The organism is Croceibacterium soli (assembly GCF_009828065.1).
Lineage (GTDB): Bacteria > Pseudomonadota > Alphaproteobacteria > Sphingomonadales > Sphingomonadaceae > Croceibacterium_B > Croceibacterium_B soli.
Window position 1 is genome coordinate 1 of record NZ_WTYK01000007.1, and the last position, 22,328, is coordinate 22,328.

A 22,328-nucleotide genomic window follows, 5' to 3' on the forward strand; every position below is an offset into this window, starting at 1 on the left:
TTTCAGCATCCATGGTGCCTCTTGGCGCAGGTCCGTGCGGGTGGAGGGATGGGCCCTGAAACAAGTTCAGGGTGACGAGAGAGGGTGGAGGCGGGGTTAGCAAAGGTTGCGGCTGGCCTATTTCCCCGTCATGCTGAACTCGTTTCAGCATCCATGGTGCCTCTTGGCGCAGGTCCGTGCGGGTGGAGGGATGGGCCCTGAAACAAGTTCAGGGTGACGGGTGGGCTGCGGTGGGCGCCTTACAGGCTGGAACGGTTCGCTCCCCCGCGCGCTTAGCCACGACCGCATGGCCACTGTTTCCGAACCTCTTTCCTTCGCCGAACTGGAGCCGCTCGTCGGCGAGGTCATAACGCGTCAAAGCGACGGTTACGACGAGGCGCGGGAGCGGATTACCTGGAACAAGCGGCTCGACAAGGCACGGGCCCCGGCGGCGATCGTGGTCGCCAAGTCGGCCGAGCAGGTGCAGGCGGCGGTCCGCTTCGCTGCGGGGCACGGCCTGAAGGTCTCGCCGCGCGGCGGCGGGCACAACTACGAGGCGGCGGCGCTGCGCGACGGGAGCTTGCTGCTGGACCTCGGCTGCCTCGACCGCATCGAGATCGATCGGGACAGCCTGACCGCATGGGTCGGAGCCGGCGCCCTCGGCGGCGAGCTGATCGAGCGGCTGTCGGAGCAGGGCCTTGGGTTTCCGATCGGGCACTGCGCCGACGTGGCGCTGAGCGGTTACATCCTCAGCGGCGGTTTCGGGTGGAACTCGGGCTGCTGGGGCCCGGCCATCGCAAACGTCGAAGCGATCGAGATGGTGGTGGCCGATGGCGAGGCGATCATCGCTACTGCCGAGGATCATACCGACCTGTTCTGGGCCGCGCGCGGCGCAGGCTGCGGTTTCTTCGCGGTCGTTACCGGATACAGGCTGCGGCTGCACCGGCTGCCCGATGCGGCCTGCTACTGGAGCGGCAGCTTCACCGCGGCCAGCGCGCCGACCCTCGCACCCTGGCTCGGAGAGGCGCTGCGCAGCGCGGCGCAAGGCGCGGAAATGACCTGCCTGGTCGGTCCTCACCACGAAAGCGGCGAGCCGTCGATTATCGTCCGCGTCTCGGCAACGGGTTCGACGCGCGAGGAGGCCCGCGCGAAGATCGCCTCCTTCGCCTCGCCGCCGCAGCACGCCAACGCGTTCGAGCCGCCCGAGTACAAGGACATCCACTTCGCCGACCTGACCCGGCTGTCGGCGGTGCCATCCGGCAAGCGAGTCGCGGCCGATCACGTATGGAGCGAAGCTCCGCTGGGCGACTTGCTACTTGCGCTGCAGCCGCACGCCCAGGCGCCGGGCAAGGCCTCCACAATCAACATCTTCGCGCTCGGCGGCAGCGGGCATGTCGCCGCCCGCCCGGACGAGCGGGAGAGCGCGCTGTCGGTCGGCGGCGGGACCGGGATCGGGATCTATGCGATGTGGGACGATCCGGCCAACGACGAAGCGCAGTTCGAGTGGGTGCGCGCGGTGGACCTGGCCCTCGCGCCCTACCGCACCGCCCGCTACGTCGGCGAAGCCTCCCTGGCGGCGGGGCCGGAGCGCCTGGCGGAGTGTTTCACCCCTGGTGCTCTCGAGCGGCTGGCCGAGGTGCGGAGCCGCTACGATCCGCAGGGCCTGTTCTTCGGCTTTCCCTAGTCGCGGAGGAATTGCTCCGCCGGCAGCGCCATCAGCGTCTCGGCGCCGGCCACGACCTTGCGGCAGAGCGCCGTGCAGTCCGGCAGGCTGCGTTCGGCATAGTGGCGCGCGGTGACCAGCTTGGCGGCGTAGAACGGGTCGTCCTCATTGCCCTGCGCCACGACCGCCATCCGCAGCCACATCCACCCCAGTGCGAGCGTGCCGATCAACTGCATGAAGGCGTAGGACCCCGCGCCGATCGTGTGCGGATCGCCTGCCGCGTTGTCGATCAGCCAGCGGGCGGCCTCGCGCGTTTCGTGCACGGCCTCGCGCAGAGGCGCGGCGATGAACCCGAGCTCCGCGTCGGCGCCGTCGCAGGCGGCTTCGACCAGCGCGAGGAACCGCTCCGCCACGACGCCATTGTCCCGCGCCAGCTTGCGCGCGGCGAGATCGAGGGCCTGGACCCCGTTCGCGCCTTCGTAGATCATCGCCACCCGCGCATCGCGGACGATCTGCTCCATGCCCCATTCGGCGACGTAGCCATGGCCGCCGAAGCACTGCTGCATGGCCACTGCGGTTTCGAACCCACGGTCGGTGCCGAAGCCCTTGATGACTGGCGTGAGGAAGCCGACCAGGGCATCGGCGGCGGTCCGCTCTCCCTCGCTCGCCGCGTGGTGCGACAGGTCGATCTGGAGTGAGGTCCACAGCACGAGTGCGCGGAACCCTTCGGTGAAGGCCCGCGCATCCATCAGCATGCGCCGCACGTCGGGATGAACCACGATCGGATCGGCCGCGGCTCCCGGCTCCGCCCGCCCCGTAGGCGCCCTGCCCTGGCGCCGGTCGAGCGCGTAGAGGGCGGCGTTCTGGTAAGCGAGCTCGGCCTGCGCCAGGCCCTGGTTGCCGCAGCTCAGGCGCGCGGCGTTCATCATGATGAACATCGCCGCCAGCCCGGCGTTCTCCTCGCCGACGAGCCAACCCGTGGCGCCGTCGAAATTCATGACGCAAGTCGCGCTGCCGTGTACGCCCATCTTGTGCTCGATCGAGCCGCAAGTGGCGGCATTGCGCGCTCCGTCCGGCAGTATCTTCGGCACGAGGAACAGCGAGATCCCGCGCGATCCTTCCGGCGAACCCGGCACTTTGGCGAGGACGAGGTGGACGATGTTCTCCGTGAGGTCCTGCTCCCCGCCGGAGCAGAAGATCTTCTCGCCGCTGATCCGGTAGCTGCCATCTTCCTGCGGCTCGGCCCGCGTGCGGATCAGGCCAAGGTCGGTGCCGCAGTGCGCTTCGGTCAGCGCCATCGTCCCGAGCCACTCGCCCGAAACGAGCTTCGGCAGGTAGCGCGCCTTCAGCTCCTCGCTGCCGGTCGCCCGCAGCGCGGCGACGGCGCCGTGGGTCAGGCCGGGGTACATGTTGAAGGCGTGGCAGGCGGAGTTGAGGTACTCCTCGACCACGGTCGCCAAGACGTGCGGCATGCCCTGCCCGCCGATTTCCTCCGGCAGGGCCAGCGTGCCCCAGCCCGACTCGGCATAGGCGCGGTAGGCTTCCGGGAAGCCGGCCGGGGTGGTCACGGAGCCATCGGGAAGGCGGGTGCAGCCCTCGAGGTCGCCGGTGCGGTTAAGCGGTGCGATGACCTCGGCGGCGAAGCGGCCGGCCTCGTCCACGATCGTTTCGAGCAGCTCGCTGTCGACCATCGCGAACGCCGGCAGGTCGGCATGGTCTCCGATCCGCAGCAGTTCGGTCAGGACGAAGCGCGTGTCGCGCGCGGGTGGGGTATAGCTCGGCATTGGCGTCTGAGTCCCGTCAGTCGATGCGCCGGAGCTCGTCGCCCTCCAAAGCGCGGTAGAAGCAGCTGCGCGCGCCGGTATGGCACGCCGGCCCTTCGGGCAAGGCCTCGACCACCAGCGCGTCCTGGTCGCAATCGACCAGCACCTGCTGCACGCGCAGGACATGGCCGGAACTCTCGCCCTTCATCCACAGCCGGCCGCGGCTGCGCGAATGGAAGTGGGCCAAGCCGGTCTCGCGGGTCTTGTCGAGCGCCTCCCGGTCCATGAAGGCGAACATCAGGATCTCGCCCGTCTCTGCGTGCTGGACGATCGCGGAAAGCAACCCCGCTGCGTCGAACTTGGGCATGAAGGCACGGCCTTCCTCTTGCTCGCTCCGCGGGCTGTCGGTGCCGGAAATGGCGCGTTCCTTTCAGTCTGTTGCGCGGCACGCGGGAAACGGCGCCAGCTTGTTGCACGATAACCACAGATGAACGGCAAAATCCATGGCGGGCAACGAAGGCGCTTTTGTCGGCAACCGTTCAATGAAATGAATGCGTCAGCGGCTTTGACGAGCTGCGAGTCCACACCGGTAGCGCCGGAATGCGCCAAGGTATGGGGGGTCTCGGTACCCGATCAAATTTGACGGGCCGAAACATGAGGGTTTGGGTTGCGGCATCCACTGGGGGGTGTTGCCTCGATCCAGCGATATTCGTCACGCGAACGCCCGGGGCCAACCCCCGGGCGTTTTGCTTATGGGCCCCCTCGCTATCATGGGCCCGCGTGCTCCAGCGCTTCGTCGAGCACCCTGGCGAAGCAGGCGACGACGACCTTCTCCGCTCCGCCTCGCTTGATGGCGGAGACGCAGGCCGCGCTTGTGGCGCCGCTGGTCATCACGTCGTCGACCAGCAAGATCTGCGCGCCCTTGAGCCGGTCGGCACGGCGGGGGTTCACCGCGATGGCGCCGGACAGGGCCCGCGCGCGAGCCTTCCGGCCGAGCCCGCCGAGGACCGGGGTGGGTTTGCGCCGGACCAGGCCATCGACCAGCAGGCGGGCCCCGGTAAGCTTGCACAGCTCTCCGGCGATCAGGGCCGACTGGTTGAACCCGCGCTGCCATAGGCGGCGGCGGTGGAGCGGCACCGGGACGGCCAGCCACTCGCCTTGCAGTTGCGGCAGCCGCGCGGCGACCAGCCTGGCGAGAAGGCCCGCCAGCGCGATGCGCCGGCCGTGCTTGAAGGCGAGCACCAGCTTGCGCGAAGCTTCGTTGTAGAGCGTGCCGGCGGCGATCCCGTCGTGCTGCGGCGGTTCGGCGAGGCAGGGGGCGCAGATCGTTCCTGCCAGCGTGCTTTCACCGTAGGGTCGCTGGCATAGCATGCAGGCCGGTTCGCCCGGAATTGCCAGGTCCTGCCAGCACGCGGGACAGAGCCCGCCTTGCGCCGCCAGCCCCTCTCCGCAGAGCGGGCAGCGCGGCGGGTAGACGAGATCGACCAGCGGGGCGATGGCCTGGCGCAGCATCGCCGCATGCTGCCCCGGCGCAGACCCTGCCGCAAGCGGCCTTGCACCCTCCGCTCCGGCGAGGCAGGACCGCGGCATGGCTACCCCTCCCAGGATTTTCGACCCGGCCCGCCGCCGCGCGGTTCGCGCGCGCATTGCGGCCCGGCAGATGCGGCCCGATGCCGCGCGCTTCGTGATCGAGGACATGGTCGAGGACGTGCTCGACCGGCTGTCGTTCGTGCGGCACGAGCCGGGCAGGACGCTGGTGGTGGGGGATTGGAGCGGTTCGCTCGGGGCGGCCCTGGAGCAGCAGGGGGCGGAGGTCGCGCGGGCGGATGTGCACGAGCTGGATGAGGAGCAGCCTTATCCGCAGAGCGAGTTCGACCTGATCGCCAGCCTGGGCACGCTGGACACGGTCAACGACTTGCCGGGGGCGCTGATCCACATCCGGGAGGCGCTGAAGCCGGGCGGGCGGGCGATCGCCTCGTTCGTCGGAGCCGGCAGCCTGGGGCACTTGCGTGCCGCGATGTTCGCCGGCGACGGCGAGAGGCCGGCGGCGCGGATGCACCCGATGGTCGATATCCGCGCGGCCGCCCAGTTGCTGCAACGCGCCGGGTGGGCGGAGCCGGTGGCCGACTGCCGCACGCTTCGCGTCTCCTACCGCTCGCTCGACCGCTTGGTCGGCGACTTGCGCGACCAGGGGCTCGGCAGCGCCCTCGCCTCGCCTGCACCGGCGCTCGGGAAAGCGGCGCTGGAACGGGCCCGAGCCGCGTTTCTGCAGGCCGCCGGACCAGACGGTCGGGTGGTCGAGACCTTCGAGATTTTGACGCTCAGCGGCCGGCGGTCCTTGCGGGGGACGTAGCGCCTGCGTGCTTCGACAGGCTCAGCACGAACGGGTATGGGGATAGTTGAGCGGCCTCAGAACATCCGTTCACGACGGCTTCCTCACCCCCTCCGCTTATCGCAATCCCTCACCCACACCCGTTCATCCTGAGCTTGTCGAAGGATGCGAGCGCAACGCCGCCTGCGCCGCCGCCAGCCGGGCGATCGGCACGCGGTAAGGGGAGGCGCTGACGTAATCGAGGCCGAGGCTTTCGCAGAAGGCAATGCTGGCCGGATCGCCGCCATGCTCTCCGCAGATGCCGAGCTTGATGCCCGGCTGGGCCGCCCTGCCCCGCTCTGCCGCCAGCGAGATGAGCTGGCCGACGCCTTCGATGTCGAGGCTGACGAACGGGTCGCGGGCGTAGATGCCCTTCTCGACATAAGCAGACAGGAAATTGGCCGCGTCGTCGCGGCTGAGGCCTAGGGTCGTCTGCGTCAGGTCGTTGGTGCCGAACGAGAAGAACCGCGCCTCTTGGGCGATCTCGCCGGCCATCAGTGCCGCGCGCGGCAGCTCGATCATCGTGCCGATGAGGTAGTCGAGCTGCATCTCCCGCTCGGCGAACACCTGGGCGGCGGTCTCGGTGACCAGCTTGCGCAGGATCGCCAGCTCGCGCCGGGTGCCGACGAGCGGGATCATGATCTCGGGCACGACTGGCTCGCCGCCGCGGGCAGTCACCTGGCATGCAGCCTCGAAGATCGCCCGTGCCTGCGTCTCGTAGATCTCGGGATAGGTGATGCCGAGGCGGCAGCCGCGGTGGCCGAGCATCGGGTTGAACTCGTGCAGCTCCGCCGCACGGCGCCGCAGGTGATCGATGCTGACCTCGAGCGTCCGGGACAGCTCCTCGAAGTCGGCGTCGGCTTGCGGCAGGAATTCGTGCAGCGGCGGATCGAGCAGCCGGATCGTGCACGGCAGCCCGGCCATCGTGGTGAAGATCTCGACGAAATCGCTGCGCTGTTCGGGCAGCAGCTTGGCCAGGGCCCTGCGGCGCCCGGCCTCGTTCTCCGCCAGGATCATCTGGCGCACGGCGCTGATCCGCGCCGCGTCGAAGAACATGTGCTCGGTGCGGCATAGGCCGATGCCCTCGGCGCCGAACTGGCGCGCCTTGCGGCAATCGTCGGGCGTTTCGGCGTTGGTGCGGACTTTCATCCGTCGGTGCCGGTCGGCCCACTCCATCAACGTGCCGAAGTCGCCGGCCAGCTCGGGCTCGATCGTCGGCACCTGGCCGCGCATGATCTCCCCGGTTGCGCCGTCGATGGTGATCGTGTCGCCTTCCATGAGCTGGGCGGCGCCGACGGTCAGCGTCCGTTCCGACAGCTGGATCGAGATCTGCGATGCGCCCGAGACGCAGGGACGGCCCATGCCGCGGGCGACGACCGCCGCATGGCTGGTCATTCCGCCGCGCGCAGTGAGGATGCCCTGCGCGGCGTGCATGCCGTGAATGTCCTCCGGGCTCGTTTCGACCCGCACCAGGACGACCTTCTCGCCTTTCGCGGACCAGGTCTCGGCGGTATCGGCGTCGAGCACGATCTTGCCACTTGCGGCCCCGGGGCTGGCCGGCAGGCCCTTCCCGAGGACGTCGCGAGGGGCCTCGGGATCGAGGGTCGGGTGGAGCAACTGGTCGAGCGCCATAGGGTCGACGCGCAGGATGGCGGTCTTCTCGTCGATCAGCCCTTCGGCCGCCATGTCGACGGCCATCTTCAGCGCCGCCTTTGCGGTGCGCTTGCCGGAACGGGTCTGCAGCATCCACAGCTTGCGGCGCTCGACGGTGAACTCGATGTCCTGCATGTCGCGGTAGTGGCGTTCGAGCAGCTCGAACGTGCGGGCGAGCTCGGCGAATGCCTCCGGCATCGCTTCTTCCATGCTCGGCTTGTCGGAGCCCGACAGCTCGCGGGCCCTGCGCGTCAGATATTGCGGGGTGCGGATGCCGGCGACGACGTCTTCACCCTGCGCGTTGACAAGCCATTCGCCGTAATAGGCCTTCTCGCCCGTCGATGGGTCGCGGGTGAAGGCCACGCCGGTGGCGCTGGTATCGCCCATGTTGCCGAAGACCATCGCCTGGACGTTGACCGCCGTGCCCCAGTCCCCCGGGATGTCGTTCAACCGGCGGTAGACTTTGGCGCGCTCGGAGTCCCAGCTATCGAACACCGCCGCGATCGCGCCCCAGAGCTGCGCCTGCACGTCCTGCGGGAAAGGCTGCCCCAGTTCGCGCTTCACGATCGCCTCGTACTCGGCAACCAGCGAGCGCCAGTCGGCGGCGTTCATCTCGGTATCGGTGAAGTAGCCGCGGTCTTCCTTGGCGATCTCCAGCGCTTCCTCGAACAGCCCGTGATCGAGGCCGAGAACGACGTCGGAGTACATCTGGATGAAGCGGCGATAGCTGTCCCACGCGAAGCGGTCGTCGCCGGAGACGGCGGCGAGCCCTTTCACCGTCTCGTCGTTGAGGCCGAGGTTGAGCACGGTGTCCATCATGCCGGGCATCGAGACCCGCGCGCCGGAGCGCACCGAGACGAGCAGCGGATCGGCCGCATCGCCGAAACGCTTGCCGACGGTGTTTTCGATATGGATCAGCGCCTTGGTTACTTCTCTTCTGAGATCGTCGGAGAAATCCGCGCCATGCTGCAGGTAGCGGACGCACTCCTCGGTGGTGATTGTGAAGCCCGGCGGAACCGGCAGGCCGATCGAGGCCATCTCGGAGAGGTTGGCGCCCTTGCCGCCTGTGACCGTCTTGTCCCTTGCTCGCGGATCGTCATGGTTGGCGCCACCGCCGAAGGTGTAGACAGTCTGCATTCGATCGAGCCCCTTGAAGAATCACTTCCAACCTGATGATTTCCCGAGCGAATGACCCGCCGACCGGCAGGTTGCACCTTCTAGGTGCCGGGGGCCTTAGCCCTCGATCCGCGAGAAATCGGCCACCTCGTGCACGGCGGCGCGGAACCTGGCGAGCAGGTCCAGCCGGGCGCCGCGCTTGGCGGAATCGTCGTCATTTACAGTTACTTCGTCGAAGAACCGGTCGATCGGCGCGCGCAAGCTGGCGAGCGCTGCCATCGCCGCTTCGAAGTCTTCCGCCTCCACCGCCGCCGCCGCTTTCGGCGCCGCGAAGTCCAGCGCATCGACCAGCGCCTGCTCCGCAGGCTCAGGCTTGTAGGAAAGCTCTTTCCGGTGCCGCTCCGCCATCTTGGCGGCAATCACGGGCGCGAGATCGGGATCGTCGACCAGGGCCAGCGGATCTTCCTCGCCGGTCTGCGCGATCTCGCCTTCCAGCCCGTGCCAGTCCTCCTTCTTGAGGATATTGGCCGCACGCTTGTAGGCGGCGAGCAGGTTGGCGCCGTCTTCCGTGGCGACAAAGTTCTGCAGGGCCTTCACTCGGGCGAGGTTTCCCACGAGATCATCCTTGAGCTTTCCAAGCATGAACACCGCATCGATCACATCGTGCCGGACCCCAGCTTCGCGCTGCTGAACCTTCAGCCGGTCGACGAAGAACTCGGGCACCGCGCGGAACAGCTCGGCGGTAAGGTGCTCCGCAATCCAGGCGGCATTGGCCTCCGCCCCAACCCGGCCTTCGTTCTGTGCCGAGAGCGCCTGCCCTGCCTTGGCAGCCGCATAGTCCAGCTCGAGACGCAGGCCATTGCGAAGGACGATCTCGATGATCCCCAGCGCGGCGCGCCGCAGGGCGAAAGGATCCCGCGAGCCGGTAGGCCGCTCCTTGATCACGAAGAAGCTGACGAGCGTGTCGAGCTTGTCCGCCAGGCTGACCGCCACCGTTACCGGCGCGGTGGGCACGTCATCGTCCTGCCCAACCGGCTTGTAGTGATCGCGGATCGCATCGGCGACTTCCGCCGGCAGGCCCTCCGCGCGAGCGTAGTAGCCGCCCATCAGGCCCTGCAACTCGGGGAACTCGCCGACCATTTCCGTAACGAGATCGGCCTTGGCGAGGCGGGCAGCCTGTTCGGCCATGTCGGCGAGGTGCTCAGGATCCTCCCCTCCCCGTCCTGGGGAGGATTTTACGATACCCTCTTCCACCAGCCAGCGGGCCAGCTTGGCCACGCGCTCGACCTTGTCGGCGACGGTGCCGAGCTTTTCGTGGAAAGTGATCCGCTCGAGCTTCTTGGCCTGCTGCGCGAGCGGCACCTTGCGGTCCTGCTCCCAGAAGAAGCGCGCGTCGCTCAGGCGGGCGGCAAGGACCTTGCGGTTGCCGTCGACGATAGCGGCGCCGCCGTCCGCAGCCTCGATGTTGGCGGTGCAGACGAAGGCGTTGGCGAGCTGGCCGTCGTTCTCGCACACGAAATACTTCTGGTTCACCCGGGCGGTGAGCTGGATCACTTCCGGCGGAACGTCGAGGAAGCTCTGGTCGAAACGGCCGAGCAGCGGGACCGGCCATTCGGTGAGGCCGGCGTTCTCGATCACCAGGCCTTCGTCCTCCACCAGGACGAGCCCGGCGTCGGTCGCGGCGAAGCGCGCTTCCTCGCGGATCAGGTCCTGCCGTTCGGAATGATCGACGATCACGTGGCAGGCGCGCAGCTTTTCCTGGTAATCGGCGGCCGAGCCGATGGTGATCGGGCCCGGGCAGTGGAAGCGGTGGCCGAGCGTGGCGTAGCCGCTGGCGATGCCGCCAACCTCGCACTCCACCAGATCCTCGCCGAAGATGGCGACGATGCCGGACAGCGGGCGCACCCAGCGCAGGCTCTCGGTAGTGAGCGAGGCCGGGCCCCAGCGCATCGATTTGGGCCAGGGGAATGCGCGGATCATCGCCGGGATCGCCTCGGCGAGAACGTCCCGGACCGCGCGGCCGGCAACGTCCTTGACCGCGAAGTACGTCTCACGGCCCTTGAGCTCGCGCACCTGCAACTGCTCGCGGCTCACGCCGTTCTTGCGGCAGAAGCCGTCGATCGCCTGATCGGGCGCGCCGACGGGCGGGCCTTTCTCTTCCTCGCGAATGGCCTGCGTGGCCGCGGGCAGATCGCGGGCAATCAGCGCCAGGCGGCGCGGGGTCGACCACACGGTGACCTGCCCGAACGTTACGCCGGCGGCCTCCATCTCCTTACGGAACAGCCTGTCGAGATCGGCGCGCGCGCCGGCCTGCATCCGCGCAGGAATTTCCTGGCAGCGGATCTCGAGGAGGAAGTCGCTCATAGATCCTCCCCATTCATGGGGAGGTGGCAGTCGCGTAGCGACTGACGGAGGGGGTCGGCCATTCGCGCTATCGCTTGAGCTATCGCGCCAGCGTTCGACAGCACCTCAGATGCTGGAATCCGCACGACATGGTACCCTTTGCCTTTCAGGAACAAGTCTCTCTCAACGTCGCGTGCGAGGCGATCACCCATGTCGTGGGCGATACCGTCGATCTCGATCACAAGCTTCGCAGCGGCGCAATAGAAGTCGGCGAAATATGGCGGGATCGGATGCTGCTTGCGAATGCGTAGACCGCCAGCTTGGCCCTTCAACTCACGCCAGAGCAGGACCTCAGGGAGTGACATCTCACGGCGCTGGCGGCGGGCTGTGTAGACTTCGGCGCGCCGGAGTGAGGGAGGCAACCCCCCTCCACCGCGCTTCGCGCGGTCCCCCTCCCCGTCCCGGGGAGGATTATGATTGGGATCGCTCATGCCGACCACCCCGGGTATTTCTCGGCCCATTGCGCCTCGTTCTTGGCGATCCAGGCTTCGCAGCTTCCCTTGGCGAGATCGCGGACGCGGCCGATGTAGCTGGCGCGTTCCTGGACGCTGATGACGCCGCGGGCCTGGAGGAGGTTGAACAGATGGCTGGCCTCGATCGCCTGGTCGTAGGCGGCGAGCGGGATGCCGGCTTCGATGCAGCGCCGGGCTTCCGCCTCGGCGTGCTGGAAGCCCTTGAAGAGCTGATCGGTGTCGGCGATCTCGAAGTTGTACTTCGATTGCTCGCGCTCGTTCTCCAGGAACACCTGCCCGTAAGTGACCCCTTCGGCGTTGAACGAGAGGTCGTAGACCCGGTCGACGCCCTGGAGGTACATCGCCAGGCGCTCGAGCCCATACGTCAGCTCGCCGGCGACCGGCTTGCAGTCGAACCCGCCGACCTGCTGGAAATAGGTGAACTGGGTCACTTCCATCCCGTCGCACCAGACTTCCCAGCCGAGGCCCCAAGCACCGAGCGTGGGGCTTTCCCAGTCATCCTCCACGAAGCGGATATCGTGCTTCAGCGGATCGATGCCGATCGCCTCCAGGCTCTTGAGGTAAAGCTCCTGCAGGTTGTCCGGATTCGGCTTCAGGATCACCTGATACTGATAGTAGTGCTGCAGGCGGTTGGGGTTTTCGCCATAGCGGCCGTCGGTGGGTCGTCGGCTGGGCTGCACGTAGGCGGCCTTCCACGGCTCCGGGCCGAGGGCGCGCAAGGTGGTGGCCGGGTGGAACGTGCCGGCCCCCATCCGCATGTCATAAGGCTGGAGGATCAGACAGCCCTGCGCACTCCAGTAATCGTGGAGCGCGAGGATCATGTCCTGGAAGCTTTTCGCACCGGGAGCGGTCATGGCGCGGCGCTTTGCAGGATGGCCCCGACAGCGTCAATGCCGCGCTGCAGAACGCCACTACCCGCGGGGCATGTTCGTCACTAGATAAGGCCGTATTCGAACAGGGTTTGCCAATTCATGTCCGCAGTTAGACGCATTCTAGCGCCAGTCCTCGCTTTGCTGCTGCCGTCGTGCGTGCCGATGATGGCTCCGCCGGCCAGCACGGAGGGCGCCTATCGCGGGCCGGCGCTGTGGCAGGTGTCGGACGCCGATACGACGATCTACCTTTTCGGCACCGTCCACGCCCTGCCGAAGGACAAGCAGTGGTTCGCCGGGCCCGTGGCCCGCGCCTACGAAGGCTCGGACGAGCTCGTGACCGAGATCTCGCTGGGGGACGCCTCCAGCCACGCGCAGGCGATCGCCACGCGGGCGCTGCTGCCGCAGGGACAGAGCCTGCGCGAGCTGATGACCGCCGAAGACCGCATGCAGTTCGAGGAGGCTCTCGTCGCCCTCGGCCTGTCGGTCGAGGCGATGGACCGGTTCGAGCCGTGGTACGCGGCGATGACCCTGTCCCTGCTGCCGGTCATGCAGGCTGGCTATGACCCGCAGGCAGGAGTCGAGGCGGCGCTGAGCGGCAGGTCCGACGGCAAGAAGCGCTCGGCGTTGGAAACTGTGGACCAGCAGATCGAGCTGTTCGACGGGCTGCCGATGGAAGCGCAGCTCGCATTTCTCGACAAGACCACCGAATCGGTGACCAGCGCCAGCAGCACGCTCGACGCGATGGTGGCGGAATGGCTGGAGGGCGATGCCGACCAGCTCGCCCGCCTGCTCAACGACGAACTGGCCGATCCGGTGCTCCACAAGCGCCTGCTGACCGACCGCAACGCCAACTGGGCCGAATGGATCGGCGCGCGCCTGCAGCAGCCGGGCACGGTGTTCGTGGCGGTCGGCGCCGGGCATCTCGCCGGCAAGGACAGCGTACAGGATTACCTCAAGAAGCGGGGCCTGAAGGTCCGCCGCGTTTGGCAGTGACGATGCGCTGGCTGCTGGCGCTGGCCGGTGCACTGGCGCTGGCCGGCTGCGGGGAGCCGGATCGCGACTGGCCTGAGCCCTCCCCCGCGTTGTGGGAAGTAACCGGCCTGGGCGGCGAGCGTGGCTGGCTGTTCGGCACGATCCATTCGCTGCCCGAAGGCGCCGAGTGGCGCACCGCGACGGTGGATGACGCATTCGCCCGTTCGAGCCTGCTGGTGGTCGAAGTGGCCGAGCTTGGCCAAGCCGACAAGGCCGCGGCCGTGTTCCGGCGACTGTCGACGACACCAGGCCTACCGCCGCTCACTCAGCGCGTTCCACCCGACGATCGCCCCGCCCTCGCCGCCTTCCTTGACCGGGCGGAAATGGACGAGGATGCGTTCTCCGACACCGAGAGCTGGGGCGCGGCGCTGCTGCTCGCCAATGCCGTGCGGCGCAGCGACAGCGGCAACGGCGTGGACCGGGCGCTGATCGCCGAAGCCCAGCGTGTCGAGGGACTGGAGAGCCTCGAAGACCAGTACGGAATGTTCGACCGGCTCCCGGCCCTCGAACAGGCCGAGCTGCTAACCGGCCTCGCTGCCGATGCCGAGGGAGATTTCGAGGACCGGCGGGTCATCGCCTGGCTGACCGGCGACATGGTTGCCCTGGAGCGGGATTCCACGGCCGGCATCCTGGCCGATCCGGAACTGCGCGAAGCTCTGCAACTCGCCCGCAACCGTGCCTGGGCCTTGCGGGTCGCGGCGCTGCTGAAACGGGGCGAGCGGCCGTTCGTGGCTGTCGGCGCTGCGCACATGTGGGGCGACGAAGGGCTGCCGGCGCTGCTTGCGGCGAAGGGCTTCAAGGTGCGGCGGGTTCAGTAGCTACACTCAAATCCTCCCCATTCATGGGGAGGTGGCAGTCGCGTAGCGACTGACGGAGGGGGGGCGCGGCCTAGCTTAACCGTTTGTCCAGGCCACGGGCCCCCTCCACCACCGCTTCGCGGGCGTTCCCCCTCCCCGTCCCGGGGAGGATTCTCGCCAACGCGCCCTCGGCGAACACACGCTTGCATTCCGCGCCCTACCCCACTAAGGCGCGCGGCTCCGCTATGGTCATCCCTGGAGGCGTGGCGGACTGTATCCATGCAATTCGAAAGGCACATACGATGAGCGACGCTCTGACCCTGCCGGCCGAGACGCGCGAACGGGCTGGCAAGGGAGCCTCCCGAGTTCTGCGTCGCGAAGGCCGTGTCCCCGCCGTGATCTACGGCGGCAAGGAACAACCTCTCCCGATCCACGTCGAGGCAAAGGAGCTGGTCCGCCAGCTCGGCACCGGCCACTTCATGAACTCGATCGTGATGATCGAAGTCGGCGGCAACACCGTTCGCGCCCTGCCCAAGGATGTCGCGTTCCACCCCGTCACCGACCGCCCGCTGCACGTGGACTTCCTGCGCCTTTCGAAGGACTCGAAGATCCAGGTCGCAGTGCCTGTGCTGTTCGTGAACGAGGAAGAAAGCCCCGGCCTCAAGCGTGGCGGCGTGCTCAACGTCGTTCGTCACGAGCTCGAACTGGTTTGCGAATCCGACAAGATCCCTGACGACATCCAGATCGATGTCACCGGCCTCGACATCGGCGATTCGATCCACATCAGCAGCGTAAAGCTGCCTGACGGTTCCGAAAGCGCGATCACCGATCGCGACTTCACCATCGCCACCCTGGTCGCCCCGTCCGCGCTCAAGCGCGCCGAAGCAACCGAAGGGGAAGCCGAAGCAGTCGAAGAAAAGGCCGGCGAGGAGTAATCCTTCCGCCTTGCGAACACGAGCGCCGGCCCGCAATCGCGCGGCCGGCGTTCTTGTTTGCGGGCCCTGAGCGTTGGTCGGCCTGCTTCGAGTGCTGAAGGGTTGCCTGCACGGGAAGTCCGGCTAGACGGAGGCCCATGCAACTTTGGGTAGGCCTCGGAAATCCTGGTCCGCAATACGCGATGCACCGGCACAACGTCGGTTTCATGGCCTGCGACGTCATCGCTGAGCTGCACGGCTTCGGGCCGGTGCAGAAGAAGTTCCAGGGCTGGCTGCAGGAAGGGCGCGTCGGCGGCGAGAAAGTCCTGTTGCTGAAGCCGGCGACGTTCATGAACGAAAGCGGCCGCTCCGTTGGCGAGGCGCTGCGGTTCTACAAGCTGGAGCCGGACGCGCTGACCGTGTTCCACGACGAGCTCGACCTCGCCCCCTTCAAGGTCAAAGTGAAGCGCGGCGGCGGCACGGCCGGGCACAACGGGCTGCGCTCGATCGACCAGCATCTCGGGCCCGATTTTCGCCGCGTGCGCATCGGGATCGGCCACCCGGGCCACAAGGAGCGGGTGACCGGCCATGTGCTCGGAAACTATGCCAAGGCCGAGATCGACGACCTGACCGACATGCTCGCCGCAATATCTGCCGAGGCAGACTGGCTCGCGAAGGGCGACGATGCCCGCTTCATGAGTGATGTCGCGCTGCGCCAGCAGGACTGAGTGGCGTTGGGCGCGGCGTGCCGGAAACGGTGCCCTATCGCCTGCGACAGGGCACCGGTCCAGTCTACTTAGCGGCGATCGACGACCGTATCGTGGTCCCGACGCTTGCGGCCCATCAGGCCGGCCAGACCGAGCAGGCCGAGCAGGCCCCAGGGGAAATCGTCATCGTCTTCGGTGGTCGTCGTCATCGTGTCGGTCGTGCCCATTTCCTGGGCGGCGACGGGCGATGCGATGAGGATGGCGGCGGCGGCGAACGGTGCGAGTACAAGCTTCATTTCGCTTCTCCTTGATGTCGTAGGTATCGGTTCCGGCCCGTCAGAGACGAGTGCGGACATGGTCGTGATCGCGGCGCCTGAGCCCCAGGAGCCCGAGAAGGCCGAGCAGACCGAGCAAATCCCACGGGAAATCCCCGTCGTCATCGTCCGTGTCGGCCGCCATGAGCGCGGGATCGTCGGTGGTGGTGGTGATCGTCGTCGTCTCGGATACGATCGGCTCGACTGCCATAGGGTCAGTGGCCAGCGGATCGGTCGTGGTGGTTGTAGCGCCCGCGTCGACAGCTGTGTCGGCTTCGGCGTCGACGCCAGTGTCCGTCGTCGTCTGGGCGGAAATGGCGGGATCGTCGGTAGTCGGTTCCTGAGCAAACGCTGCTTGCGCGCTCACGAGCATCAAGGCCGTAGCAGGCCAGTAGAAAAGTCGGCGCATGTGTCCTCCTGTTTCTTTCCCCCTCGGGCCGCACAACGGAGTGCGAGCAGGTCCGTTCCGCACGGGCCCCGCCCACCACGCGCTGCACTGCCGGCCGGGGAAGGTCCTGCGCCCGTTGCAGCTAGCTTTTCCGCCGCGCCCAGCCTATCGGGCGCGCCACACCTCATCTCCGGAGTAAGTCATGGGTTTCCGCTGCGGGATCGTCGGGCTGCCGAACGTCGGCAAGTCCACTCTTTTCAACGCCCTCACCGAGACGCAGGCGGCGCAGGCGGCGAACTATCCGTTCTGCACGATCGAGCCGAACGTCGGCCAGGTCGCCGTGCCGGACGAGCGGCTCGAGAAGATCGCTGCGATCGCGGGCTCGGCCAAGGTCATCCCGACGCAGCTCGCGTTCGTCGACATCGCCGGCCTGGTGAAGGGCGCCAGCAAGGGCGAAGGGCTCGGCAACCAGTTCCTCGGCAATATCCGCGAGGTCGACGCGATCGTCCACGTGCTGCGCTGCTTCGAGGATGACGACATCCAGCACGTTGCCAACAAGGTCGATCCGATCGCCGATGCCGAAGTGGTCGAGACCGAGCTGATGCTGTCCGACCTAGAAAGCCTGGAGAAGCGCGTTCCCGCGGCGCAGAAGCGCGCGACCGGCGGCGACAAGGAGGCGAAGATCACCGCCAGCGTGCTCGGCCAGGCGCTCGAGCTGCTGCGCGAGGGCAAGCCGGCGCGCCTGACCGAGCCGAAGGACGAGGAGGAGGCGCGGATGTTCCAGCAGGCGCAGCTGCTGACCGCCAAGCCGGTGCTTTACGTCTGCAACGTCTCCGAAGAAGACGCCGCCAAGGGCAATGCGCTCAGCGACCAGGTGTTCGCCAAGGCGGCAGCCGAAGGTGCCCAGGCGGTCGTGGTCTCGGCGGCGATCGAGGCGGAGTTGGTGGCGATGGACCCGGCGGAGCGGCAGGAATACCTCGCCGACCTTGGGCTGGAGGAAACCGGCCTCGCCCGCGTGATCCGCGCCGGATACCAGCTGCTCGACCTGAGGACCTTCTTCACTGCCGGCCCGAAGGAGACCCGTGCCTGGACTTTCCCCGCGGGCGCCAAGGCGCCACAGGCGGCGGGCGAGATCCACTCGGACTTCGAGAAGGGCTTCATCCGTGCCGAGACCATCGCCTACGATGATTACGTGGCCCTCGGCGGCGAAGCTCGCGCGCGCGAAGCCGGCAAGCTGCGCCAGGAAGGCAAGGAATACGTCGTCCAGGACGGCGACGTCCTGCTGTTCAAGTTCAACGTCTAAACGATAGCAAAAGGGCGCGGGAGCCGTAGCTCCCGCGCCCCTTATTCACCCGAAGGCAGCGGCGTTCAGCCGGCCTTGGTGTCGAGGTAGGCGAGCCACATCTTCGCCACCGGAGCACGCGCCCCGGCAACTTGGGTGAAGCTGGCCCGGGCCTTGTCGAGCTGGCCGGTCCGCGCCTGGGCGATGCCGAGACGGGTCAGGACCAGTTCGCGGTCCTTCACGCCCTTTTCCAGCGCCACCTGGTACATGTCGGCGGCTTCGGCATAGGCGCCGAAGGAGAAGAACGCGTCGCCGGCGCCCTGGGCGGTAACGCCGCTGGACGACTTGCGCGCTTCACCCACGAGTGCCGGCGCTTCCTTGCGGTCGGCGTCGGCCCGTCCGCTGGCGAGGGCCTTGGTCTCGGTGTAGAACGCATCCTGCTTGGTGAACGCGCCGGCAGCGACCGATTCCTCGATCACGGCGAGCACTTCGTTGGCCATGCGCCGCGGATCGGCCGCGTCGACATAGGCAGCGAATTCCTGCTTCTGCTTCAGCGCGCCGGTCTCCCGCATCAGGCGCAGGAGATCGAGCTCGGCCTGCGGGTCGAGCTTGTTGACCGCATTGACCACCTGCAGGCTGTTGACCCAGTTCTGCGGGGTTGGGTTGTTGCGCACGAGCAGTGCCGAGAAGTCGTTCGCCTGCTGGACCAGGTTGCCCTCGTAGGCGACCTTCAGCCCGCGCAGGAGCCATGCATCGGGAACGGTCTGGCCGGCCGCCTTGCGGGTCTGGATCAAGTTACCGAGATACTGCAGGCCTTCCGCCTGCTGCCCGCCGGCGAAATAGGTCTCGACGATGAGGCCCTGCGGATCGTTCTCCGTGTAGCCGGCCTGCACGGCAGCCTGCAGAGCGGTGCGCGCGGCATTCCAGTCCTTGGCTTCGAAGGCCAGATTGCCGACGAAGAACTGGATCTGCCCGATCTGCTCGGCGGGAACCATTCCGCTGGCGAGCATCGTTTCGAGCCCCTGGCGCTGGAGGGCCTTGTCCTTCAGCTTGTTGCCGAGCAGCAGCGTGAGCTGGCCGGCGGCGTAGCGATCGCTTTCGTTGCCGACGGCGGCCATCACGTTCGGGAGCTGGGCCTTGGCGGAGGCATAATCGCCGCCTTCGGCATTGGCGATCGTCGCGATCGGCTGATAGGCTTCGACGAAGGCCTTGGTGTTGGACTGCTTGCTGCTCTTCTTGTTCTGCGCGTGGGCCGGAGCGGACAGCGCGGTGCTGCCGAGCACCATGCCGCCGGTCAGGACGGCGGCAAGCGCCAGGCGCGCGCCGAGGCCGCGCTTGCGGACGGTCGTAGAAAGCTGAGTGGAACTGCGAACCATAAAACATCTCTCCTGGGGGACTTGTGGCTCAATCGGCCATCTAAACAGATGCGCGGGGATCCCTGCCGCGACAGATAGGAATTTGCAAACCTCAACCTAGGGTTCGGGCGCTGAACGGCGATTGAACATGCCGATTTTACGCCTAAATGAAGGTGCGAGGGTCGATCGGACGGGAAGTGTGGAAAACGGCGTTCAAACGCGCCCGCCCTAAGCCCTGCCGCTAGCCCTCCGCCGCCCCTTGCCCTAGGGTTTTCGGCGAGCCAGTCACCAGAAACAGAACAGGCATTTTTCGCGCGTGAGCGACAGCACCGACCTTATCGATCCCCCTGCCGAACAGGGTGGCTACGAACGCATCGACATCGTCGATGAGATGAAGGCCAGTTACCTCGATTACGCCATGAGCGTGATCGTGAGTCGCGCGCTGCCCGACGTGCGCGACGGCCTCAAGCCGGTCCACCGCCGAATCCTTTTCGCCAGCCAGGAAGGCGGCTTCGTCTACAACCGGCCTTACCGGAAATCGTCGAAGATCGTCGGCGACGTCATGGGTAACTACCACCCGCACGGCGACAGCGCGATCTACGAAGCGCTTGCCCGCATGACCCAGCCTTGGTCGATGCGCGTGCCGCTGATCGACGGCCAGGGCAACTTCGGCTCGATGGACCCCGATCCGCCGGCCGCGATGCGTTACACCGAAGCCCGCCTGGCCCGGGTGGCGACGATGCTGCTCGACGATCTCGACAAGGACACTGTCGATTTCGTCGAAAACTACGACGGCTCCCGCTCGGAGCCTTCGGTCCTCCCTGCGCGCTTCCCGAACCTGCTGGTCAACGGCTCCGGCGGCATCGCCGTGGGCATGGCGACCAACATTCCGCCGCACAATCTGGGCGAAGTGATCGATGGGTGCCTGGCGTTCATGGAGAACCCGGGGATCACTTCCGAAGAGCTGTTCGAGATCATCCCCGGCCCGGACTTCCCGACGGCGCCGCTGATCCTCGGCCAGGCCGGCGCGCGCTCCGCCTACACCACCGGGCGCGGTTCGATCCTGCAGCGGTGCCGCCATACGATCGAAGAAGGCCGCGGCGACCGGCGCTCGATCGTGTTCACCTCGATCCCCTACCAGGTCGGCAAGAACGGCCTGGTCGAGAAGATCGCTGAGGCCGCCAAGGAAAAGCGCATCGAAGGCGTTGCGGACATCCGTGACGAATCCAGCCGCCTGGGTGTGCGCGTGGTGATCGACCTCAAGCGCGACGCCACGCCCGAAGTCGTGCTCAACCAGATCTGGCGGCACAGCCCGGCGCAGTCGAGCTTCCCGGCCAACATGCTGGCGATCCGCGGCGGAAGGCCGGAAACGCTGGAGCTGCGCGAGTTCATCCAGGCCTTTATCGCTTTCCGCGAGCAGGTCATCACCCGGCGCACCAAGTTCGAACTGAACAAGGCGCGCGACCGGGCGCACATCTTGCTCGGCCTCGTGGTGGCGGTCTCCAACCTCGACGAAGTCGTGGTGATGATCCGCAGCTCGTCCAACCCGTCGCAGGCGCGCGGCAAGCTGCTCGCCCGCGAATGGCCGATCGGCGATATCGCGCAGTACATCCGCCTGGTCGAAGCGATCGAGCCCGACGCCGAGCAGAGCGGCGGCACTTATCGCCTGTCGGAGCGGCAAGTGAAGGCGATCCTCGACTTGCGTCTGCACCGCCTGACGGCGCTCGGCCGCGACGAGATCGGCGACGAGCTGAAGGAACTGGCGACGGCGATCTCCGCCTACCTCGCCATCCTGGCCGACCGCGCGAAGCTGTTCGAAGTGATGCGCCAGGAACTGGTCGAGATCCGCGCTGCCTACGCCACGCCGCGGGTCAGCGAGATCGCCCCCGCGTGGGACGGGCTCGAGGACGAGGACCTGATCGAGCGCGACGAGATGGTCGTGACCGTCACCCTCGACGGCTACATCAAGCGCACTCCGCTCTCGACCTTCCGGGCCCAGCACCGCGGCGGCAAAGGCCGCGCGGGCATGGCGACGAAGGAAGAGGACGCCGTGTCGGAGATGTTCGTCACCTCGACGCACAACCCGGTGCTGTTCTTCTCGACCGCCGGCAAAGTCTATCGCCTGAAGGTCTGGAAGCTACCCGAAGGCGGCCCGACAACGCGCGGCCGGCCGATCGTCAACCTTCTGCCCGCGCTGGACGAAGGCGAAGCAATCGCCGCCGTCCTGCCGCTGCCGGAGGACGAGGAAAGCTGGGGCTCGCTCCACGTCGTCTTCGCCACGGCGAAGGGCAACGTACGCCGCAACAGCATGGATGCTTTCACCAACATCCCGAGCAACGGCAAGTTCGCCATGCGCTTCGAAGAAGGCAGCGAGGACCGGCTGATCGGCGTGGCCCTGCTTGAGGCGAGCGACGACGTGCTGCTGGCCACGCGCCAGGGCAAGGCGATCCGCTTCGAAGGCGAAGCGATCCGCGAGTTCGTCAGCCGCACCTCCACGGGTGTGCGCGGCATGCGCCTGCGGGAGGATGACGAGGTCGTCTCGCTCTCCATCCTCCACCGCGTCGGCACCACGCAGGAAGAGCGCGAGCAGTATCTGCGGTTCGCTCCTTGGAAGGCGGACAAGGACGGCGAACCCGACCTGCCTGGCGAGCGCTTCAACGAACTTGTCGAGCGGGAGCAGTTCATCCTGACCGTCTGCGCCAAGGGCTACGGCAAAGTCTCCTCGGCCTACGAGTATCGCCGCATAGGCCGTGGCGGCCAGGGCGTGACCAACATCGACAACATCGAGCGTAACGGCCCCGTTGTGGCCAGCTTCCCGGTCGAGCACGGCCAGCAGCTGATGCTGGTTACGGACCGGGCCAAGCTGATCCGGATGCCGGTCGATTTCCGGCACCTGGCGGAGAACGCCGACCGCGCCTTCCGCATCATCGGCCGCGGTTCGGCGGGCGTGCGGCTGTTCGACGTAAGCGAAGGCGAACTGATCGTCAGCGCAGTGCTGATCGACGAGCAGGAAGCGCCGGAGAACGAGGCCGAGGAAGCGATCGTCGAGGAAATGATCGCCCGCGGAAGCGAGAAGACCGCGCCGAAACCGACCCGCGACCGCGACGAGGAACCCGAGGACGAGAACGACAGCGAGGCCTGAGCCGGAGCGAAGCCCCCTCCTCTTCAGAGGAGGGGGTTGGGGGTGGTGGAGGCGAAGCGAAACGTCGCGCTGGCTGCAGCACCACCCCGCTGCGACTAGGGCCC

The 22,328-nt window shown here is 67.2% G+C and carries 18 protein-coding genes; 8 read left to right on the forward strand and 10 right to left on the reverse strand.

What is annotated here, in order from left to right:
- Positions 1 to 286 precede the first annotated feature (286 nt).
- Complete coding sequence (locus GRI75_RS11640; protein ID WP_160747163.1) at positions 287 to 1,663, forward strand: FAD-binding oxidoreductase; 1,377 nt, start codon at positions 287 to 289, stop codon at positions 1,661 to 1,663.
- On the opposite strand, the gene GRI75_RS11645 is transcribed toward GRI75_RS11640, so the two are convergent.
- From GRI75_RS11645 to GRI75_RS11655, 3 genes are all read right to left on the reverse strand, one after another.
- Positions 1,660 to 3,426, reverse strand: coding sequence for an acyl-CoA dehydrogenase C-terminal domain-containing protein (locus GRI75_RS11645; RefSeq protein ID WP_160747164.1), 1,767 nt, complete (start codon positions 3,424 to 3,426; stop codon positions 1,660 to 1,662). The two genes, GRI75_RS11640 and GRI75_RS11645, sit on opposite strands and share 4 nt — an antisense overlap.
- Before the next feature lie 16 nt (positions 3,427 to 3,442).
- A complete protein-coding gene (gene hisI / locus GRI75_RS11650; protein WP_328597981.1) occupies positions 3,443 to 3,823 on the reverse strand; it encodes a phosphoribosyl-AMP cyclohydrolase in 381 nt (126 codons plus the stop codon).
- Between the two features lie 350 nt (positions 3,824 to 4,173).
- Positions 4,174 to 4,917 carry a ComF family protein gene (locus GRI75_RS11655; protein ID WP_160747166.1) on the reverse strand — a complete coding sequence of 248 codons (744 nt, stop codon included), beginning with the start codon at positions 4,915 to 4,917 and terminating at the stop codon, positions 4,174 to 4,176.
- Positions 4,918 to 4,993: 76 nt separating this feature from the next.
- Between GRI75_RS11655 and GRI75_RS11660 the strand changes: the two genes are divergently transcribed.
- Entirely contained in the window at positions 4,994 to 5,758 is a 765-nt protein-coding gene (locus GRI75_RS11660) for a methyltransferase domain-containing protein (RefSeq protein ID WP_160747167.1), read from the forward strand.
- A gap of 123 nt (positions 5,759 to 5,881) precedes the next feature.
- On the opposite strand, the gene ppdK is transcribed toward GRI75_RS11660, so the two are convergent.
- The 4 genes from ppdK to GRI75_RS11680 all read right to left on the reverse strand — a co-directional run bounded on the left by ppdK (position 5,882) and on the right by GRI75_RS11680 (position 12,275).
- On the reverse strand, positions 5,882 to 8,566 hold the full coding sequence (ppdK, locus tag GRI75_RS11665; RefSeq protein ID WP_160747168.1) for a pyruvate, phosphate dikinase: 2,685 nt from the start codon (positions 8,564 to 8,566) through the stop codon (positions 5,882 to 5,884).
- Positions 8,567 to 8,662: 96 nt separating this feature from the next.
- On the reverse strand, positions 8,663 to 10,909 hold the full coding sequence (glyS, locus tag GRI75_RS11670; RefSeq protein WP_160747169.1) for a glycine--tRNA ligase subunit beta: 2,247 nt from the start codon (positions 10,907 to 10,909) through the stop codon (positions 8,663 to 8,665).
- Positions 10,906 to 11,379 (reverse strand): endonuclease domain-containing protein, encoded by a 474-nt coding sequence (locus tag GRI75_RS11675; protein ID WP_160747170.1) that lies wholly within the window; start codon positions 11,377 to 11,379, stop codon positions 10,906 to 10,908. Before GRI75_RS11675 ends, glyS begins: the two co-directional genes overlap by 4 nt.
- Positions 11,376 to 12,275 (reverse strand): glycine--tRNA ligase subunit alpha, encoded by a 900-nt coding sequence (locus GRI75_RS11680; protein ID WP_160747171.1) that lies wholly within the window; start codon positions 12,273 to 12,275, stop codon positions 11,376 to 11,378. The genes GRI75_RS11675 and GRI75_RS11680 overlap by 4 nt, the downstream gene beginning before the upstream one ends.
- Positions 12,276 to 12,392: 117 nt before the next feature.
- On the opposite strand from GRI75_RS11680, the gene GRI75_RS11685 reads away from it, so the two are divergent.
- The 4 genes from GRI75_RS11685 to pth all read left to right on the forward strand — a co-directional run bounded on the left by GRI75_RS11685 (position 12,393) and on the right by pth (position 15,764).
- Positions 12,393 to 13,286 carry a TraB/GumN family protein gene (locus GRI75_RS11685; RefSeq protein ID WP_160747172.1) on the forward strand — a complete coding sequence of 298 codons (894 nt, stop codon included), beginning with the start codon at positions 12,393 to 12,395 and terminating at the stop codon, positions 13,284 to 13,286.
- A gap of 2 nt (positions 13,287 to 13,288) precedes the next feature.
- Positions 13,289 to 14,143: a TraB/GumN family protein gene (locus tag GRI75_RS11690; RefSeq protein WP_235911484.1), complete on the forward strand. Its 855-nt coding sequence runs from the start codon at positions 13,289 to 13,291 to the stop codon at positions 14,141 to 14,143.
- Between the two features lie 281 nt (positions 14,144 to 14,424).
- Positions 14,425 to 15,057, forward strand: a complete 633-nt coding sequence (locus GRI75_RS11695) for a 50S ribosomal protein L25/general stress protein Ctc (RefSeq protein ID WP_160747174.1) — start codon at positions 14,425 to 14,427, stop codon at positions 15,055 to 15,057.
- A gap of 137 nt (positions 15,058 to 15,194) precedes the next feature.
- Positions 15,195 to 15,764: an aminoacyl-tRNA hydrolase gene (gene pth, locus GRI75_RS11700; RefSeq protein ID WP_160747175.1), complete on the forward strand. Its 570-nt coding sequence runs from the start codon at positions 15,195 to 15,197 to the stop codon at positions 15,762 to 15,764.
- A gap of 68 nt (positions 15,765 to 15,832) precedes the next feature.
- On the opposite strand, the gene GRI75_RS11705 is transcribed toward pth, so the two are convergent.
- Together GRI75_RS11705 and GRI75_RS14465 are read right to left on the reverse strand one after the other, a co-directional pair.
- On the reverse strand, positions 15,833 to 16,039 hold the full coding sequence (locus GRI75_RS11705; protein ID WP_160747176.1) for a WGxxGxxG family protein: 207 nt from the start codon (positions 16,037 to 16,039) through the stop codon (positions 15,833 to 15,835).
- A gap of 40 nt (positions 16,040 to 16,079) precedes the next feature.
- Positions 16,080 to 16,466 carry a WGxxGxxG family protein gene (locus GRI75_RS14465; protein WP_202389734.1) on the reverse strand — a complete coding sequence of 129 codons (387 nt, stop codon included), beginning with the start codon at positions 16,464 to 16,466 and terminating at the stop codon, positions 16,080 to 16,082.
- 181 nt (positions 16,467 to 16,647) lie between these two features.
- Here GRI75_RS14465 and ychF point away from each other — a divergent pair, with 181 nt between their 5' ends.
- On the forward strand, positions 16,648 to 17,748 hold the full coding sequence (gene ychF, locus GRI75_RS11710) for a redox-regulated ATPase YchF (RefSeq protein ID WP_160747177.1): 1,101 nt from the start codon (positions 16,648 to 16,650) through the stop codon (positions 17,746 to 17,748).
- 65 nt (positions 17,749 to 17,813) lie between these two features.
- Here ychF and GRI75_RS11715 read toward each other — a convergent pair whose 3' ends face one another.
- Positions 17,814 to 19,103, reverse strand: coding sequence for a hypothetical protein (locus GRI75_RS11715; protein ID WP_160747178.1), 1,290 nt, complete (start codon positions 19,101 to 19,103; stop codon positions 17,814 to 17,816).
- Between the two features lie 295 nt (positions 19,104 to 19,398).
- Here GRI75_RS11715 and gyrA point away from each other — a divergent pair, with 295 nt between their 5' ends.
- Positions 19,399 to 22,224 (forward strand): DNA gyrase subunit A, encoded by a 2,826-nt coding sequence (gyrA, locus tag GRI75_RS11720; protein ID WP_160747179.1) that lies wholly within the window; start codon positions 19,399 to 19,401, stop codon positions 22,222 to 22,224.
- Positions 22,225 to 22,328: the final 104 nt, after the last annotated feature.

What these genes read in the sequence shown, in the direction of transcription:
- GRI75_RS11645 (WP_160747164.1), bottom strand. Translation starts at nt 3,426, where the DNA reads ATGCCGAGCTATACCCCACCCGCGCGCGACACGCGCTTCGTCCTGACC.
- GRI75_RS11660 (WP_160747167.1), top strand. Translation starts at nt 4,994, where the DNA reads ATGGCTACCCCTCCCAGGATTTTCGACCCGGCCCGCCGCCGCGCGGTT.
- GRI75_RS11640 (WP_160747163.1), top strand. Translation starts at nt 287, where the DNA reads ATGGCCACTGTTTCCGAACCTCTTTCCTTCGCCGAACTGGAGCCGCTC.
- GRI75_RS11715 (WP_160747178.1), bottom strand. Translation starts at nt 19,103, where the DNA reads ATGGTTCGCAGTTCCACTCAGCTTTCTACGACCGTCCGCAAGCGCGGC.
- pth (WP_160747175.1), top strand. Translation starts at nt 15,195, where the DNA reads ATGCAACTTTGGGTAGGCCTCGGAAATCCTGGTCCGCAATACGCGATG.
- ppdK (WP_160747168.1), bottom strand. Translation starts at nt 8,566, where the DNA reads ATGCAGACTGTCTACACCTTCGGCGGTGGCGCCAACCATGACGATCCG.
- GRI75_RS11685 (WP_160747172.1), top strand. Translation starts at nt 12,393, where the DNA reads ATGTCCGCAGTTAGACGCATTCTAGCGCCAGTCCTCGCTTTGCTGCTG.
- GRI75_RS11655 (WP_160747166.1), bottom strand. Translation starts at nt 4,917, where the DNA reads ATGCTGCGCCAGGCCATCGCCCCGCTGGTCGATCTCGTCTACCCGCCG.
- ychF (WP_160747177.1), top strand. Translation starts at nt 16,648, where the DNA reads ATGGGTTTCCGCTGCGGGATCGTCGGGCTGCCGAACGTCGGCAAGTCC.
- glyS (WP_160747169.1), bottom strand. Translation starts at nt 10,909, where the DNA reads ATGAGCGACTTCCTCCTCGAGATCCGCTGCCAGGAAATTCCTGCGCGG.
- GRI75_RS11680 (WP_160747171.1), bottom strand. Translation starts at nt 12,275, where the DNA reads ATGACCGCTCCCGGTGCGAAAAGCTTCCAGGACATGATCCTCGCGCTC.
- GRI75_RS11705 (WP_160747176.1), bottom strand. Translation starts at nt 16,039, where the DNA reads ATGAAGCTTGTACTCGCACCGTTCGCCGCCGCCGCCATCCTCATCGCA.
- GRI75_RS14465 (WP_202389734.1), bottom strand. Translation starts at nt 16,466, where the DNA reads ATGCGCCGACTTTTCTACTGGCCTGCTACGGCCTTGATGCTCGTGAGC.
- GRI75_RS11675 (WP_160747170.1), bottom strand. Translation starts at nt 11,379, where the DNA reads ATGAGCGATCCCAATCATAATCCTCCCCGGGACGGGGAGGGGGACCGC.
- GRI75_RS11690 (WP_235911484.1), top strand. Translation starts at nt 13,289, where the DNA reads ATGCGCTGGCTGCTGGCGCTGGCCGGTGCACTGGCGCTGGCCGGCTGC.
- GRI75_RS11695 (WP_160747174.1), top strand. Translation starts at nt 14,425, where the DNA reads ATGAGCGACGCTCTGACCCTGCCGGCCGAGACGCGCGAACGGGCTGGC.